This is a genomic window from Escherichia sp. WS1265 (assembly GCF_046487585.1).
Lineage (GTDB): Bacteria > Pseudomonadota > Gammaproteobacteria > Enterobacterales > Enterobacteriaceae > Escherichia > Escherichia coli.
In genome coordinates this window covers 14,520-27,034 of the sequence record NZ_JBJQJE010000023.1, presented here as the reverse complement: position 1 = coordinate 27,034, position 12,515 = coordinate 14,520, and the positions used below count along the sequence as shown (strand labels likewise).

The window sequence follows — 12,515 nt, the reverse complement described above, 5'->3', positions numbered from 1 at the left end:
TCAAATTATTTTATTAAGTGTAAAACAGTTAACGACTATCGCAGCCTGGAACTGCGATAACAACCCATAAGCACATGGATTTTCCAGCAGTGTATGCTGACGCTCCGACTGCGCAACCGGTTTCTTTTTCATAACATTATTAAGCACATAACCGAACGTAAGTGTGACAGTTCGGCGAAACCACGAGAAAACTCTTGTTTTTACAAGAGCGCCCTTGTTCAGTCCTCAGTAACTGTAACCAGCTCTTGAATCCTGAGAAGCGCCGAGATGGGTATAACATCGGCAGGTATGCAAAGCAGAGATGCAGAGTGCGGGGAACGAATCTTCACCAGAACGGTGAGACAGGTTAAGCAGCAGACAACGGTTCATTATTTCGTATCACCTCCACGGCCGCCTGTTAAGACGAACCCACAAGCCAAAACTCTGATTTCAACCCGGCTGGAAGTGGCAACACGAAAGAAACGTCGTGTGCTTTTTATTTAAGCCGCGCGCCGCGTTTTATACCCCACAATGGCAGAAAATTGCAAAAGATAAATACGCAGAATGCCGGCATTGTCAGGAAAAATTTCCAGCCACGTTTTTAACAGAATGAGACACGATTCAAAAAAAAGTGGAAATCGGGTGAAGAATTGACCTAAAATAGCCATCCAGATGTTAATCCATCCATACCGATTAACACTCAGACTGCCAGTGTTTTTAACCTGCAGAGTCGTGGTAGGATCCGCTACCACAGAAAATCCACACAACAGTTTGAGCTAACCAAATTCTCTTTAGGTGATATTAAATATGGCAAAACACCTTTTTACGTCCGAGTCCGTCTCTGAAGGGCATCCTGACAAAATTGCTGACCAAATCTCTGATGCCGTTTTAGACGCGATCCTCGAACAGGATCCGAAAGCACGCGTTGCTTGCGAAACCTACGTAAAAACCGGCATGGTTTTAGTTGGCGGCGAAATCACCACTAGCGCCTGGGTAGACATCGAAGAGATCACCCGTAACACCGTTCGCGAAATTGGCTATGTACATTCCGACATGGGCTTTGACGCTAACTCCTGTGCGGTTCTGAGTGCTATCGGCAAACAGTCTCCTGACATCAACCAGGGCGTTGACCGTGCCGATCCGCTGGAACAGGGCGCGGGTGACCAGGGTCTGATGTTTGGCTACGCAACTAATGAAACCGACGTGCTGATGCCAGCACCTATCACCTATGCACACCGTCTGGTACAGCGTCAGGCTGAAGTGCGTAAAAACGGTACTCTGCCGTGGCTGCGCCCGGACGCGAAAAGCCAGGTGACTTTCCAGTATGACGACGGCAAAATCGTTGGTATTGATGCTGTCGTGCTTTCCACTCAGCACTCTGAAGAGATCGACCAGAAATCGCTGCAAGAAGCGGTAATGGAAGAGATCATCAAGCCGATTCTGCCCGCTGAATGGCTGACTTCTGCCACCAAATTCTTCATCAACCCGACCGGTCGTTTTGTTATCGGTGGCCCGATGGGTGACTGCGGTCTGACTGGTCGTAAAATTATCGTTGATACCTACGGCGGCATGGCACGTCACGGTGGCGGAGCATTCTCTGGTAAAGATCCATCAAAAGTGGACCGTTCCGCAGCCTACGCAGCACGTTATGTCGCGAAAAACATCGTTGCTGCTGGCCTGGCCGATCGTTGTGAAATTCAGGTTTCCTACGCAATCGGCGTGGCTGAACCGACCTCCATCATGGTAGAAACTTTCGGTACTGAGAAAGTGCCTTCTGAACAACTGACTCTGCTGGTACGTGAGTTCTTCGACCTGCGCCCATACGGTCTGATTCAGATGCTGGATCTGCTGCACCCGATCTACAAAGAAACCGCAGCATACGGTCACTTTGGTCGTGAACATTTCCCGTGGGAAAAAACCGACAAAGCGCAGCTGCTGCGCGATGCTGCCGGTCTGAAGTAATCTTTCTTCACCTGCTTTCAAAGGCCAGCCTCGCGCTGGCCTTTTTCTTTTACCTCACCGCGGTGGATAGGCATTCACGCCGCATCCGGCAAAAAGCTGCCCGCACAATAACATCATTCTTCCTCAACACGTTTTATCGCAAATTATCATCACTACTGAAACCGATTACACCAATAACACCAGCCAAATATTTGTAATATTTTCATATTATTATTCAGTTTTCACAGTTGTTACATTTCTTTTCAGTAAAGTCTTAATTGCAGATAACAGCGTTTAATCTATGATGATATAACTCAATTATTTTCATGCACTTAAACCATAACTAAGATAAATGTTAGTGTAAGCGATTACACTGATGTGATTTGCTTCACATCTTTTTACGTCGTACTCACCTATCTTAATTCACAATAAAAAATAACCATATTGGAGGGCATCATGCCTGACGCTAAAAAACAGGGGCGGTCAAACAAGGCAATGACGTTTTTCGTCTGCTTCCTTGCCGCTCTGGCGGGATTACTCTTTGGCCTGGATATCGGTGTAATTGCTGGCGCACTGCCGTTTATTGCAGATGAATTCCAGATTACTTCGCACACGCAAGAATGGGTCGTAAGCTCCATGATGTTCGGTGCGGCAGTCGGTGCGGTGGGCAGCGGCTGGCTCTCCTTTAAACTCGGGCGCAAAAAGAGCCTGATGATCGGCGCAATTTTGTTTGTTGCCGGTTCGCTGTTCTCTGCGGCTGCGCCAAACGTTGAAGTACTGATTCTTTCCCGCGTTCTACTGGGGCTGGCGGTGGGTGTGGCCTCTTATACCGCACCGCTGTACCTCTCTGAAATTGCGCCGGAAAAAATTCGTGGCAGTATGATCTCGATGTATCAGTTGATGATCACTATCGGGATCCTCGGTGCTTATCTTTCTGATACAGCCTTCAGCTACACCGGTGCATGGCGCTGGATGCTGGGTGTGATTATCATCCCGGCAATTTTGCTGCTGATTGGTGTCTTCTTCCTGCCAGACAGCCCACGTTGGTTTGCCGCCAAACGCCGTTTTGTTGATGCCGAACGCGTGCTGCTACGCCTGCGTGACACCAGCGCGGAAGCGAAACGCGAACTGGATGAAATCCGTGAAAGTTTGCAGGTTAAACAGAGTGGCTGGGCGCTGTTTAAAGAGAACAGCAACTTCCGCCGCGCGGTGTTCCTTGGCGTACTGTTGCAGGTAATGCAGCAATTCACCGGGATGAACGTCATCATGTATTACGCGCCGAAAATCTTCGAACTGGCGGGTTATACCAACACTACCGAGCAAATGTGGGGGACCGTGATTGTCGGCCTGACCAACGTACTTGCCACCTTTATCGCAATCGGCCTTGTTGACCGCTGGGGACGTAAACCAACGCTAACGCTGGGCTTCCTGGTGATGGCTGCTGGCATGGGCGTACTCGGTACAATGATGCATATCGGTATTCACTCTCCGTCGGCGCAGTATTTCGCCATCGCCATGCTGCTGATGTTTATTGTCGGTTTTGCCATGAGTGCCGGTCCGCTGATTTGGGTACTGTGCTCCGAAATTCAGCCGCTGAAAGGCCGCGATTTTGGCATCACCTGCTCCACTGCCACCAACTGGATTGCCAACATGATCGTTGGCGCAACGTTCCTGACCATGCTCAACACGCTGGGTAACGCCAACACCTTCTGGGTGTATGCGGCTCTGAACGTACTGTTTATCCTGCTGACATTGTGGCTGGTACCGGAAACCAAACACGTTTCGCTGGAACATATTGAACGTAATCTGATGAAAGGTCGTAAACTGCGCGAAATAGGCGCTCACGATTAATCTCCCCAAGCTTCCTCCCATCGCGGAGGAAGCCACCTCTTGCAGTCATCTTTTCTTCGCTCTATCCTCTGCCGCTATGAAAACATCCCGTCTCCCTATCGCCATCCAACAGGCCGTTATGCGTCGCCTGCGGGAAAAACTCGCCCAGGCCAACCTGAAGCTAGGGCGTAACTACCCGGAGCCAAAACTCTCTTACACCCAGCGCGGAACCTCCGCCGGAACAGCCTGGCTGGAAAGCTATGAAATTCGCCTCAATCCCGTTTTGCTGTTGGAAAACAGTGAAGCCTTTATTGAAGAAGTGGTGCCGCACGAACTGGCACATTTGCTGGTATGGAAACATTTCGGCCGCGTAGCGCCACATGGCAAAGAGTGGAAGTGGATGATGGAAAACGTGCTGGGTGTTCCCGCCCGTCGTACGCATCAGTTCGAACTGCAATCCGTGCGTCGCAACACCTTCCCCTACCGCTGCAAGTGCCAGGAGCATCAGCTTACCGTACGCCGCCATAATCGCGTAGTTCGTGGCGAGGCCGTCTATCGCTGTGTTCACTGCGGTGAACAGCTGGTTGCGAAATAACCATCTGAACTATCAGGAACTTTCCTGATCTGGCTGATTGCATACCAAAACAACTTTCGCTACGTTGCTGGCTCGTTTTAACACGGAGTAAGTGATGTACCGTTATTTGTCTATTGCTGCGGTGGTACTGAGCGCAGCATTTTCCGGCCCGGCGTTGGCCGAAGGTATCAATAGTTTTTCTCAGGCGAAAGCCGCGGCGGTAAAAGTCCACGCTGACGCGCCCGGTACGTTTTATTGCGGATGTAAAATTAACTGGCAGGGCAAAAAAGGCGTTGTTGATCTGCAATCGTGCGGCTATCAGGTGCGCAAAAATGAAAACCGCGCCAGCCGCGTAGAGTGGGAACACGTCGTTCCCGCCTGGCAATTCGGTCACCAGCGCCAGTGCTGGCAGGACGGTGGACGTAAAAACTGCGCTAAAGATCCGGTCTATCGCAAGATGGAAAGCGATATGCATAACCTGCAGCCGTCAGTCGGTGAGGTGAATGGCGATCGCGGCAACTTTATGTACAGCCAGTGGAATGGCGGCGAAGGCCAGTACGGTCAATGCGCCATGAAGGTCGATTTCAAAGAAAAAGCTGCCGAACCACCAGCGCGTGCACGCGGTGCCATTGCGCGCACCTACTTCTATATGCGCGACCAATACAACCTGACACTCTCTCGCCAGCAAACGCAGCTGTTCAACGCATGGAACAAGATGTATCCGGTTACCGACTGGGAGTGCGAGCGCGATGAACGCATCGCGAAGGTGCAGGGCAATCATAACCCGTATGTGCAACGCGCTTGCCAGGCGCGAAAGAGCTAACCTACACTAGCGGGATTCTTTTTGTTAACCCCTACCCCACGCGTACAACCGCGTGGGGAGACGACGCGGATTTTTAACTATGCGTATCCCCCGCATTTATCATCCTGAACCACTGACCAGCCATTCTCACATCGCGCTTTGCGAAGATGCCGCCAACCATATCGGGCGCGTACTGCGCATGGGGCCGGGGCAGGCGTTGCAATTGTTTGACGGTAGCAACCAGGTCTTTGACGCCGAAATTACCAGCGCCAGCAAAAAAAGCGTGGAAGTGAAGGTGCTGGAAGGCCAGCTCGACGATCGCGAATCTCCGCTGCATATTCACCTCGGTCAGGTGATGTCGCGTGGTGAAAAAATGGAATTTACGATCCAGAAATCGATCGAACTCGGTGTAAGCCTCATTACGCCACTTTTTTCTGAGCGCTGCGGCGTTAAACTGGATAGTGAACGTCTGAACAAGAAGCTCCAGCAGTGGCAGAAGATTGCAATTGCTGCCTGTGAGCAGTGTGGTCGTAACCGGGTGCCGGAAATCCGTCCAGCGATGGATCTGGAAGCCTGGTGTGCAGAGCAGGATGAAGGACTGAAACTGAATCTTCACCCGCGCGCCAGTAACAGCATCAATACGTTGCCGTTACCGGTTGAACGCGTCCGCCTGCTGATTGGCCCGGAAGGCGGTTTATCGGCAGATGAAATTGCCATGACTGCCCGCTATCAATTTACTGATATCCTGTTGGGACCTCGCGTTTTGCGTACAGAGACAACTGCGCTCACCGCCATTACCGCGCTACAAGTACGATTTGGCGATTTGGGCTAACGGAGAAGAATAATGATCAAGCTCGGCATCGTGATGGACCCCATCGCAAACATCAACATCAAGAAAGATTCCAGTTTCGCTATGTTGCTGGAAGCACAGCGTCGTGGTTACGAACTTCACTATATGGAGATGGGCGATCTGTATCTGATCAATGGCGAAGCCCGCGCCCATACCCGCACGCTGAACGTGAAGCAGAACTACGAAGAGTGGTTTTCGTTCGTCGGTGAACAGGATCTGCCGCTGGCCGATCTCGATGTGATCCTGATGCGTAAAGACCCGCCGTTTGATACCGAGTTTATCTACGCGACCTATATTCTGGAACGTGCCGAAGAGAAAGGGACGCTGATCGTTAACAAGCCGCAGAGCCTGCGCGACTGTAACGAGAAACTGTTTACCGCCTGGTTCTCTGACTTAACGCCAGAAACGCTGGTTACGCGCAATAAAGCGCAGCTAAAAGCGTTCTGGGAGAAACACAGCGACATCATTCTTAAGCCGCTGGACGGTATGGGCGGCGCGTCGATTTTCCGCGTGAAAGAAGGCGATCCAAACCTCGGCGTGATTGCCGAAACCCTGACTGAGCATGGCACTCGCTACTGCATGGCGCAAAATTACCTGCCAGCCATTAAAGATGGCGACAAACGCGTGCTGGTGGTGGATGGCGAGCCGGTACCGTACTGCCTGGCGCGTATTCCGCAGGGGGGCGAAACCCGTGGCAATCTGGCTGCCGGTGGTCGCGGTGAACCTCGTCCGCTGACGGAAAGTGACTGGAAAATCGCCCGTCAGATCGGGCCGACGCTGAAAGAAAAAGGGCTGATTTTTGTTGGTCTGGATATCATCGGCGACCGTCTGACTGAAATTAACGTCACCAGCCCAACCTGTATTCGTGAGATTGAAGCAGAGTTTCCGGTGTCGATCACCGGAATGTTAATGGATGCCATCGAAGCACGTTTACAGCAGCAGTAACCCACCTTAGCGAGAAGGATCTCGTTGAGACTCTGAGTGACAGCGCCCTTCTTTCCACGCATACTGGGCGCTGTTGCTTTTTTGAACCAGGAAACAGAACCTCTGACAATGAATTTACAGCATCACTTTCTTATTGCCATGCCTGCTCTCCAGGATCCGATTTTCCGTCGTTCCGTGGTCTACATTTGCGAACATAATACCAATGGTGCAATGGGGATCATCGTCAACAAGCCGCTGGAAAATCTCAAAATTGAAGGGATTCTGGAAAAGCTGAAGATCACGCCGGAGCCGCGTGATGAATCAATCCGTCTGGATAAACCGGTTATGCTCGGCGGCCCACTGGCTGAAGATCGCGGGTTTATTTTGCATACTCCGCCCTCCAATTTTGCTTCCAGCATTCGCATTTCAGACAACACGGTGATGACCACTTCCCGCGATGTGCTGGAAACGCTCGGCACCGATAAACAACCGTCTGACGTATTGGTGGCTCTGGGCTATGCCTCCTGGGAGAAAGGCCAACTGGAACAAGAAATTCTCGATAACGCGTGGCTAACCGCCCCGGCAGATCTGAATATTCTGTTCAAAACGCCGATTGCCGACCGCTGGCGCGAGGCGGCAAAACTGATTGGTGTGGATATTCTCACCATGCCTGGTGTGGCAGGGCACGCCTGATGAGTGGAACCTTACTCGCCTTCGACTTCGGCACCAAAAGCATTGGCGTAGCGGTCGGCCAACGCATTACCGGCACCGCTCGCCCTTTGCCTGCAATTAAAGCACAGGACGGTACGCCGGACTGGAACATTATCGAGCGTTTACTGAAAGAGTGGCAGCCGGACGAAATCATCGTCGGTTTGCCGCTGAATATGGACGGCACCGAGCAACCATTGACTGCCAGAGCGCGTAAATTTGCCAACCGTATTCATGGCCGTTTCGGTGTTGAAGTAAAGCTCCATGACGAGCGTCTTAGCACTGTGGAAGCCCGTTCCGGTCTGTTTGAACAGGGCGGCTATCGGGCGCTCAACAAAGGCAAAGTTGACTCTGCCTCTGCGGTTATTATTCTCGAAAGCTATTTCGAGCAGGGATATTAAGGCGATTTAAACGCCTGGCGGAGTGTAAATAATATCATCGCGTCTTATTGCCGGATGCGGCGTGAACACCTTATCCAGCACACATCTGGCAGCGGCTATAGGTCTGATAAGACGCGTTAGCGTCGCATCAGACATTTATTGCCTTTGTAGGCCCGATAAGCTTGCGCATCGGGCATGGCAACGTCACAAACGCCCTTCCCCCACCCGGTGCTGATAACTCTGCTGAAACGTTATCATCCCCACCTGCTGCCCGGTTTGAATAACATGCGGTAACTGGTGGGTTTTCCCTTCGCGAATCAAATTCCCCACCGCGGGTGTGTTAATCAGCAATTCAAATAGCGCCACGCGTCCTTCCTGTTTATCCACTTCCAGCTTTTGTGACAGCACTGCCCGTAAACTACCTGCCAGTTGATTACGCACGGGGTCTTTTTCCTGCGCCGGAAATGAATCCACCAGTCGCTCAACTGCCTGCGCGGCACCACGCGTATGTAATGTTGCCAGCACCAAATGCCCGGTTTCTGCCGCCGTCAGTGCCAGACGGATTGTCTCGCTGTCACGCAGCTCTCCGAGCAAAATCACATCAGGATCTTCCCGCAATGCGGCCCGCAATCCCGATGCGAACGTCATACAGTGCAAACCAATTTCCCGCTGCTGGATCAAACATCGCTGGCTGGCATAGAGATATTCAACAGGATCTTCCAGCGTCAGAATATGCGCATCGGCATGTTGATTGAGATAGCCAACCATCGCCGCCAGCGTGGTAGATTTGCCACTCCCCGTCGCCCCCGTCACCAGAATCAGGCCATTCTCGCTCTTGAGTAATTCCGGCAATACCGTTGGTGCGCCAAGCTGTTCGAGCTGCGGGCAGTGCGAAGGTAACAGCCGTAACGCCAGCGAAATGCCATGCCGTTGCGCGAATGCGCTGCCACGCAATCGCTGGTTTTCCGCCAGCGACACGGCAAAATCCAGCTGACCATTCTCCAGCAATATTGCCCGCTGATCGTCATCCAGCCACTCCCGCAGTAGCTCTTCGACGTCCGGCGTATCAAACGGCGCAGCTTCCATTCTGCCGCGAATGCGCCATCGTGCGGGCCAGGCGCTGCACAGGTGTAGATCCGAGACGTTATGCTTTACACTAAGGGCCACAATTTCTTCCATATTCATACTAAGATCCTCGGAAAATGAACGATATTGCGCATAACCTGGCACAGGTCCGGGACAAAATCTCAGCGGCTGCAACGCGTTGCGGCCGTTCTCCAGAAGAAATTACGCTGCTTGCAGTCAGTAAAACAAAACCTGCGAGCGCCATCGCAGAAGCCATTGATGCCGGGCAGCGTCAATTTGGTGAAAACTACGTTCAGGAAGGGGTAGATAAAATTCGCCACTTTCAGGAACTGGGCGTAACAGGATTAGAATGGCATTTTATTGGCCCGTTGCAGTCTAATAAAAGCCGCCTGGTGGCAGAGCATTTCGACTGGTGTCATACCATCGACCGTTTGCGCATCGCTACCCGTCTCAACGACCAGCGCCCGGCAGAACTTCCCCCTCTTAACGTTCTGATTCAAATTAACATTAGTGATGAAAACAGTAAGTCCGGGATTCAACTGGCTGAACTGGACGAGCTGGCAGCTGCGGTCGCTGAACTACCGCGTTTACGTCTGCGCGGGTTGATGGCAATCCCTGCGCCTGAGTCAGAATATGTAAGGCAGTTTGAAGTTGCACGCCAAATGGCTGTAGCATTTGCCGGACTGAAAACGCGCTACCCGCATATCGACACGCTCTCTCTGGGAATGTCGGACGATATGGAAGCCGCCATTGCGGCAGGTAGCACGATGGTTCGTATCGGCACTGCAATTTTTGGTGCGCGTGATTACTCTAAAAAATAAGGAATTAAAGGAACGCCATGAATACGTTGACTTTCCTGCTTTCAACGGTCATTGAGCTGTATACCATGGTGCTGTTATTACGCATCTGGATGCAGTGGGCTCATTGTGATTTTTACAACCCCTTCTCACAGTTTGTAGTGAAGGTAACGCAGCCAATTATCGGGCCACTGCGCCGCGTTATTCCGGCAATGGGGCCAATTGACAGCGCCTCGCTGCTGGTTGCCTATATTCTCAGTTTTATCAAAGCCATCGTGCTGTTTAAAGTGGTGACCTTCCTGCCAATCATCTGGATTGCCGGTTTACTGATTCTGCTGAAAACCATCGGCCTGCTGATTTTCTGGGTCCTGCTGGTGATGGCGATTATGAGCTGGGTAAGCCAGGGGCGTAGCCCGATTGAATACGTGCTGATTCAGCTGGCCGATCCGCTGCTGCGCCCGATTCGCCGCCTGCTACCGGCAATGGGTGGGATTGATTTCTCGCCGATGATCCTCGTTCTGCTGCTGTATGTCATCAATATGGGTGTCGCAGAAGTATTACAGGCAACCGGAAATATGCTGCTGCCAGGGCTGTGGATGGCGTTATGAATGCCGTAACAGTTAATGATGACGGTCTGGTTTTACGGCTCTATATTCAGCCGAAAGCCAGCCGTGATTCTATTGTCGGTTTACATGGCGACGAAGTTAAAGTCGCCATTACCGCGCCGCCGGTTGACGGCCAGGCCAACAGTCATCTGGTGAAGTTTCTCGGTAAGCAATTCCGGGTTGCCAAAAGCCAGGTGGTGATTGAAAAAGGCGAACTTGGCCGCCACAAACAAATTAAAATCATTAATCCGCAACAAATCCCGCCAGAAATCGCGGCGTTAATTAATTAGGTATCCTATGCAAAAAGTTGTCCTCGCAACCGGCAATGTCGGTAAAGTGCGTGAGCTGGCGTCGCTGCTTAGCGACTTCGGTCTTGATATCGTGGCCCAAACAGACCTCGGCGTTGATTCCGCTGAAGAAACCGGCCTGACCTTTATCGAAAACGCGATTCTGAAAGCGCGCCATGCGGCAAAAGTGACCGCTTTACCGGCAATTGCCGACGACTCTGGTCTGGCGGTAGATGTGCTTGGCGGCGCGCCGGGCATTTACTCCGCGCGTTATTCCGGTGAAGACGCGACCGATCAAAAGAATCTGCAAAAACTGCTGGAAACAATGAAAGACGTACCGGACGACCAACGTCAGGCGCGTTTCCACTGCGTGCTGGTATATCTGCGTCACGCGGAAGATCCCACTCCGCTGGTATGCCACGGTAGCTGGCCGGGCGTGATTACTCGTGAACCAGCGGGCACTGGTGGCTTTGGTTATGATCCAATCTTCTTCGTACCTTCCGAAGGGAAAACCGCCGCCGAACTGACCCGCGAAGAAAAGAGCGCCATTTCCCACCGTGGTCAGGCGTTGAAACTGCTGCTGGACGCTTTACGTAATGGTTAAATTACCTCCGCTGAGTCTCTACATTCACATCCCGTGGTGCGTGCAGAAATGCCCGTACTGCGATTTCAACTCTCACGCGTTGAAAGGAGAAGTGCCGCACGACGATTATGTTCAGCATCTGCTTAACGATCTGGACAACGATGTGGCTTACGCTCAGGGCCGTGAAGTAAAGACAATCTTTATTGGCGGTGGTACGCCGAGCCTGCTTTCCGGCCCGGCGATGCAAACGCTGCTGGACGGCGTGCGTGCGCGTTTGCCGCTGGCAGCGGATGCAGAAATTACTATGGAAGCGAACCCTGGCACGGTAGAAGCCGATCGCTTTGTCGATTATCAGCGTGCTGGTGTGAACCGCATCTCTATTGGTGTGCAGAGTTTTAGCGAAGAAAAGCTGAAACGACTTGGGCGTATTCATGGCCCGCAAGAAGCGAAACGCGCGGCGAAGCTGGCGAGCGGTTTAGGGTTACGTAGCTTTAACCTTGATTTGATGCATGGGCTGCCGGATCAATCACTGGAAGAGGCGCTTGGCGATCTACGCCAGGCCATTGAACTGAATCCGCCGCATCTTTCCTGGTATCAACTGACCATCGAACCCAATACGCTGTTTGGTTCGCGACCACCGGTGCTGCCGGACGATGACGCGTTGTGGGATATATTCGAACAGGGGCATCAGTTATTAACCGCAGCGGGTTATCAGCAATATGAAACTTCCGCTTACGCCAAACCCGGTTATCAGTGCCAGCACAATCTCAACTACTGGCGCTTTGGTGACTACATCGGTATTGGCTGCGGCGCACACGGCAAAGTGACCTTCCCGGATGGGCGCATTCTGCGTACCACCAAAACGCGTCATCCGCGTGGTTTTATGCAAGGAAGGTATCTGGAAAGCCAGCGTGATGTCGAAGCCACAGATAAGCCGTTTGAGTTCTTTATGAATCGCTTCCGTCTGCTGGAGGCCGCGCCGCGCGTGGAGTTTATTGCGTATACCGGGCTTTGCGAAGATGTGATTCGCCCACAGTTAGACGAGGCGATTGCCCAGGGTTATCTCACCGAATGTGCGGATTACTGGCAGATAACGGAACATGGGAAGCTGTTTTTAAATTCGCTGCTGGAGCTTTTTCTGGCTGAGTAAACTTGTATTGCCGGATGCG

At 52.1% G+C, this 12,515-nt stretch carries 17 protein-coding genes; 13 read left to right on the top strand and 4 right to left on the bottom strand.

Annotation, left to right across the window (positions count from 1 at the left end; translation table 11 throughout):
* The 3 genes from yqgB to yqgD all read right to left on the bottom strand — a co-directional run bounded on the left by yqgB (position 1) and on the right by yqgD (position 731).
* Positions 1-132 carry an acid stress response protein YqgB gene (gene yqgB, locus ACJHX3_RS20130; protein ID WP_001338822.1) on the bottom strand — a complete coding sequence of 44 codons (132 nt, stop codon included), beginning with the start codon at positions 130-132 and terminating at the stop codon, positions 1-3.
* A 93-nt stretch (positions 133-225) separates the two neighbouring features.
* Positions 226-369 carry a protein YqgG gene (yqgG, locus tag ACJHX3_RS20125; protein WP_001297404.1) on the bottom strand — a complete coding sequence of 48 codons (144 nt, stop codon included), beginning with the start codon at positions 367-369 and terminating at the stop codon, positions 226-228.
* A gap of 110 nt (positions 370-479) precedes the next feature.
* Complete coding sequence (yqgD, locus tag ACJHX3_RS20120) at positions 480-731, bottom strand: protein YqgD (RefSeq protein WP_001303651.1); 252 nt, start codon at positions 729-731, stop codon at positions 480-482.
* Positions 732-786: 55 nt separating this feature from the next.
* Here yqgD and metK point away from each other — a divergent pair, with 55 nt between their 5' ends.
* The 8 genes from metK (at position 787) to ruvX (ending at position 8,009) form a co-directional block, all read left to right on the top strand.
* On the top strand, positions 787-1,941 hold the full coding sequence (metK, locus tag ACJHX3_RS20115; RefSeq protein WP_001062128.1) for a methionine adenosyltransferase: 1,155 nt from the start codon (positions 787-789) through the stop codon (positions 1,939-1,941).
* 435 nt (positions 1,942-2,376) lie between these two features.
* A complete protein-coding gene (gene galP, locus ACJHX3_RS20110) occupies positions 2,377-3,771 on the top strand; it encodes a galactose/proton symporter (protein ID WP_001112301.1) in 1,395 nt (464 codons plus the stop codon).
* 76 nt (positions 3,772-3,847) lie between these two features.
* The gene (locus ACJHX3_RS20105) at positions 3,848-4,345 is read left to right on the top strand and encodes a SprT family zinc-dependent metalloprotease (RefSeq protein WP_001300769.1); all 498 of its coding nucleotides are present in this window, start codon (positions 3,848-3,850) and stop codon (positions 4,343-4,345) included.
* A 94-nt stretch (positions 4,346-4,439) separates the two neighbouring features.
* The gene (endA, locus tag ACJHX3_RS20100; RefSeq protein ID WP_000286500.1) at positions 4,440-5,147 is read left to right on the top strand and encodes a deoxyribonuclease I; all 708 of its coding nucleotides are present in this window, start codon (positions 4,440-4,442) and stop codon (positions 5,145-5,147) included.
* Between the two features lie 79 nt (positions 5,148-5,226).
* On the top strand, positions 5,227-5,958 hold the full coding sequence (gene rsmE, locus ACJHX3_RS20095) for a 16S rRNA (uracil(1498)-N(3))-methyltransferase (protein WP_001300912.1): 732 nt from the start codon (positions 5,227-5,229) through the stop codon (positions 5,956-5,958).
* A 12-nt stretch (positions 5,959-5,970) separates the two neighbouring features.
* Positions 5,971-6,921, top strand: a complete 951-nt coding sequence (gene gshB / locus ACJHX3_RS20090) for a glutathione synthase (protein WP_000593273.1) — start codon at positions 5,971-5,973, stop codon at positions 6,919-6,921.
* A gap of 108 nt (positions 6,922-7,029) precedes the next feature.
* Positions 7,030-7,593, top strand: a complete 564-nt coding sequence (locus ACJHX3_RS20085; protein WP_001053178.1) for a YqgE/AlgH family protein — start codon at positions 7,030-7,032, stop codon at positions 7,591-7,593.
* Entirely contained in the window at positions 7,593-8,009 is a 417-nt protein-coding gene (gene ruvX / locus ACJHX3_RS20080; RefSeq protein ID WP_000017106.1) for a Holliday junction resolvase RuvX, read from the top strand. The genes ACJHX3_RS20085 and ruvX overlap by 1 nt, the downstream gene beginning before the upstream one ends.
* Positions 8,010-8,192: 183 nt before the next feature.
* Here ruvX and ACJHX3_RS20075 read toward each other — a convergent pair whose 3' ends face one another.
* Positions 8,193-9,173, bottom strand: a complete 981-nt coding sequence (locus ACJHX3_RS20075) for a PilT/PilU family type 4a pilus ATPase (protein ID WP_001326494.1) — start codon at positions 9,171-9,173, stop codon at positions 8,193-8,195.
* A 17-nt stretch (positions 9,174-9,190) separates the two neighbouring features.
* On the opposite strand from ACJHX3_RS20075, the gene yggS reads away from it, so the two are divergent.
* The 5 genes from yggS to hemW are packed head-to-tail and all read left to right on the top strand — an operon-like array spanning position 9,191 to position 12,496.
* On the top strand, positions 9,191-9,895 hold the full coding sequence (yggS, locus tag ACJHX3_RS20070) for a pyridoxal phosphate homeostasis protein (RefSeq protein ID WP_000997795.1): 705 nt from the start codon (positions 9,191-9,193) through the stop codon (positions 9,893-9,895).
* A 17-nt stretch (positions 9,896-9,912) separates the two neighbouring features.
* Positions 9,913-10,479: an osmotic shock tolerance protein YggT gene (gene yggT / locus ACJHX3_RS20065; protein WP_001094831.1), complete on the top strand. Its 567-nt coding sequence runs from the start codon at positions 9,913-9,915 to the stop codon at positions 10,477-10,479.
* The gene (yggU, locus tag ACJHX3_RS20060) at positions 10,476-10,766 is read left to right on the top strand and encodes a DUF167 family protein YggU (RefSeq protein ID WP_000994920.1); all 291 of its coding nucleotides are present in this window, start codon (positions 10,476-10,478) and stop codon (positions 10,764-10,766) included. The genes yggT and yggU overlap by 4 nt, the downstream gene beginning before the upstream one ends.
* A 7-nt stretch (positions 10,767-10,773) precedes the next feature.
* Positions 10,774-11,367: an RdgB/HAM1 family non-canonical purine NTP pyrophosphatase gene (gene rdgB, locus ACJHX3_RS20055; RefSeq protein ID WP_001174777.1), complete on the top strand. Its 594-nt coding sequence runs from the start codon at positions 10,774-10,776 to the stop codon at positions 11,365-11,367.
* Positions 11,360-12,496, top strand: coding sequence for a radical SAM family heme chaperone HemW (gene hemW / locus ACJHX3_RS20050; RefSeq protein ID WP_000239943.1), 1,137 nt, complete (start codon positions 11,360-11,362; stop codon positions 12,494-12,496). Before rdgB ends, hemW begins: the two co-directional genes overlap by 8 nt.
* The last annotated feature ends 19 nt before the right edge of the window (positions 12,497-12,515 follow it).

What these genes read in the sequence shown, in the direction of transcription:
- yqgB (WP_001338822.1), bottom strand. Translation starts at nt 132, where the DNA reads ATGAAAAAGAAACCGGTTGCGCAGTCGGAGCGTCAGCATACACTGCTG.
- yqgG (WP_001297404.1), bottom strand. Translation starts at nt 369, where the DNA reads ATGAACCGTTGTCTGCTGCTTAACCTGTCTCACCGTTCTGGTGAAGAT.
- metK (WP_001062128.1), top strand. Translation starts at nt 787, where the DNA reads ATGGCAAAACACCTTTTTACGTCCGAGTCCGTCTCTGAAGGGCATCCT.
- galP (WP_001112301.1), top strand. Translation starts at nt 2,377, where the DNA reads ATGCCTGACGCTAAAAAACAGGGGCGGTCAAACAAGGCAATGACGTTT.
- ACJHX3_RS20105 (WP_001300769.1), top strand. Translation starts at nt 3,848, where the DNA reads ATGAAAACATCCCGTCTCCCTATCGCCATCCAACAGGCCGTTATGCGT.
- endA (WP_000286500.1), top strand. Translation starts at nt 4,440, where the DNA reads ATGTACCGTTATTTGTCTATTGCTGCGGTGGTACTGAGCGCAGCATTT.
- rsmE (WP_001300912.1), top strand. Translation starts at nt 5,227, where the DNA reads ATGCGTATCCCCCGCATTTATCATCCTGAACCACTGACCAGCCATTCT.
- gshB (WP_000593273.1), top strand. Translation starts at nt 5,971, where the DNA reads ATGATCAAGCTCGGCATCGTGATGGACCCCATCGCAAACATCAACATC.
- ACJHX3_RS20085 (WP_001053178.1), top strand. Translation starts at nt 7,030, where the DNA reads ATGAATTTACAGCATCACTTTCTTATTGCCATGCCTGCTCTCCAGGAT.
- ruvX (WP_000017106.1), top strand. Translation starts at nt 7,593, where the DNA reads ATGAGTGGAACCTTACTCGCCTTCGACTTCGGCACCAAAAGCATTGGC.
- ACJHX3_RS20075 (WP_001326494.1), bottom strand. Translation starts at nt 9,173, where the DNA reads ATGAATATGGAAGAAATTGTGGCCCTTAGTGTAAAGCATAACGTCTCG.
- yggS (WP_000997795.1), top strand. Translation starts at nt 9,191, where the DNA reads ATGAACGATATTGCGCATAACCTGGCACAGGTCCGGGACAAAATCTCA.
- yggT (WP_001094831.1), top strand. Translation starts at nt 9,913, where the DNA reads ATGAATACGTTGACTTTCCTGCTTTCAACGGTCATTGAGCTGTATACC.
- yggU (WP_000994920.1), top strand. Translation starts at nt 10,476, where the DNA reads ATGAATGCCGTAACAGTTAATGATGACGGTCTGGTTTTACGGCTCTAT.
- rdgB (WP_001174777.1), top strand. Translation starts at nt 10,774, where the DNA reads ATGCAAAAAGTTGTCCTCGCAACCGGCAATGTCGGTAAAGTGCGTGAG.
- hemW (WP_000239943.1), top strand. Translation starts at nt 11,360, where the DNA reads ATGGTTAAATTACCTCCGCTGAGTCTCTACATTCACATCCCGTGGTGC.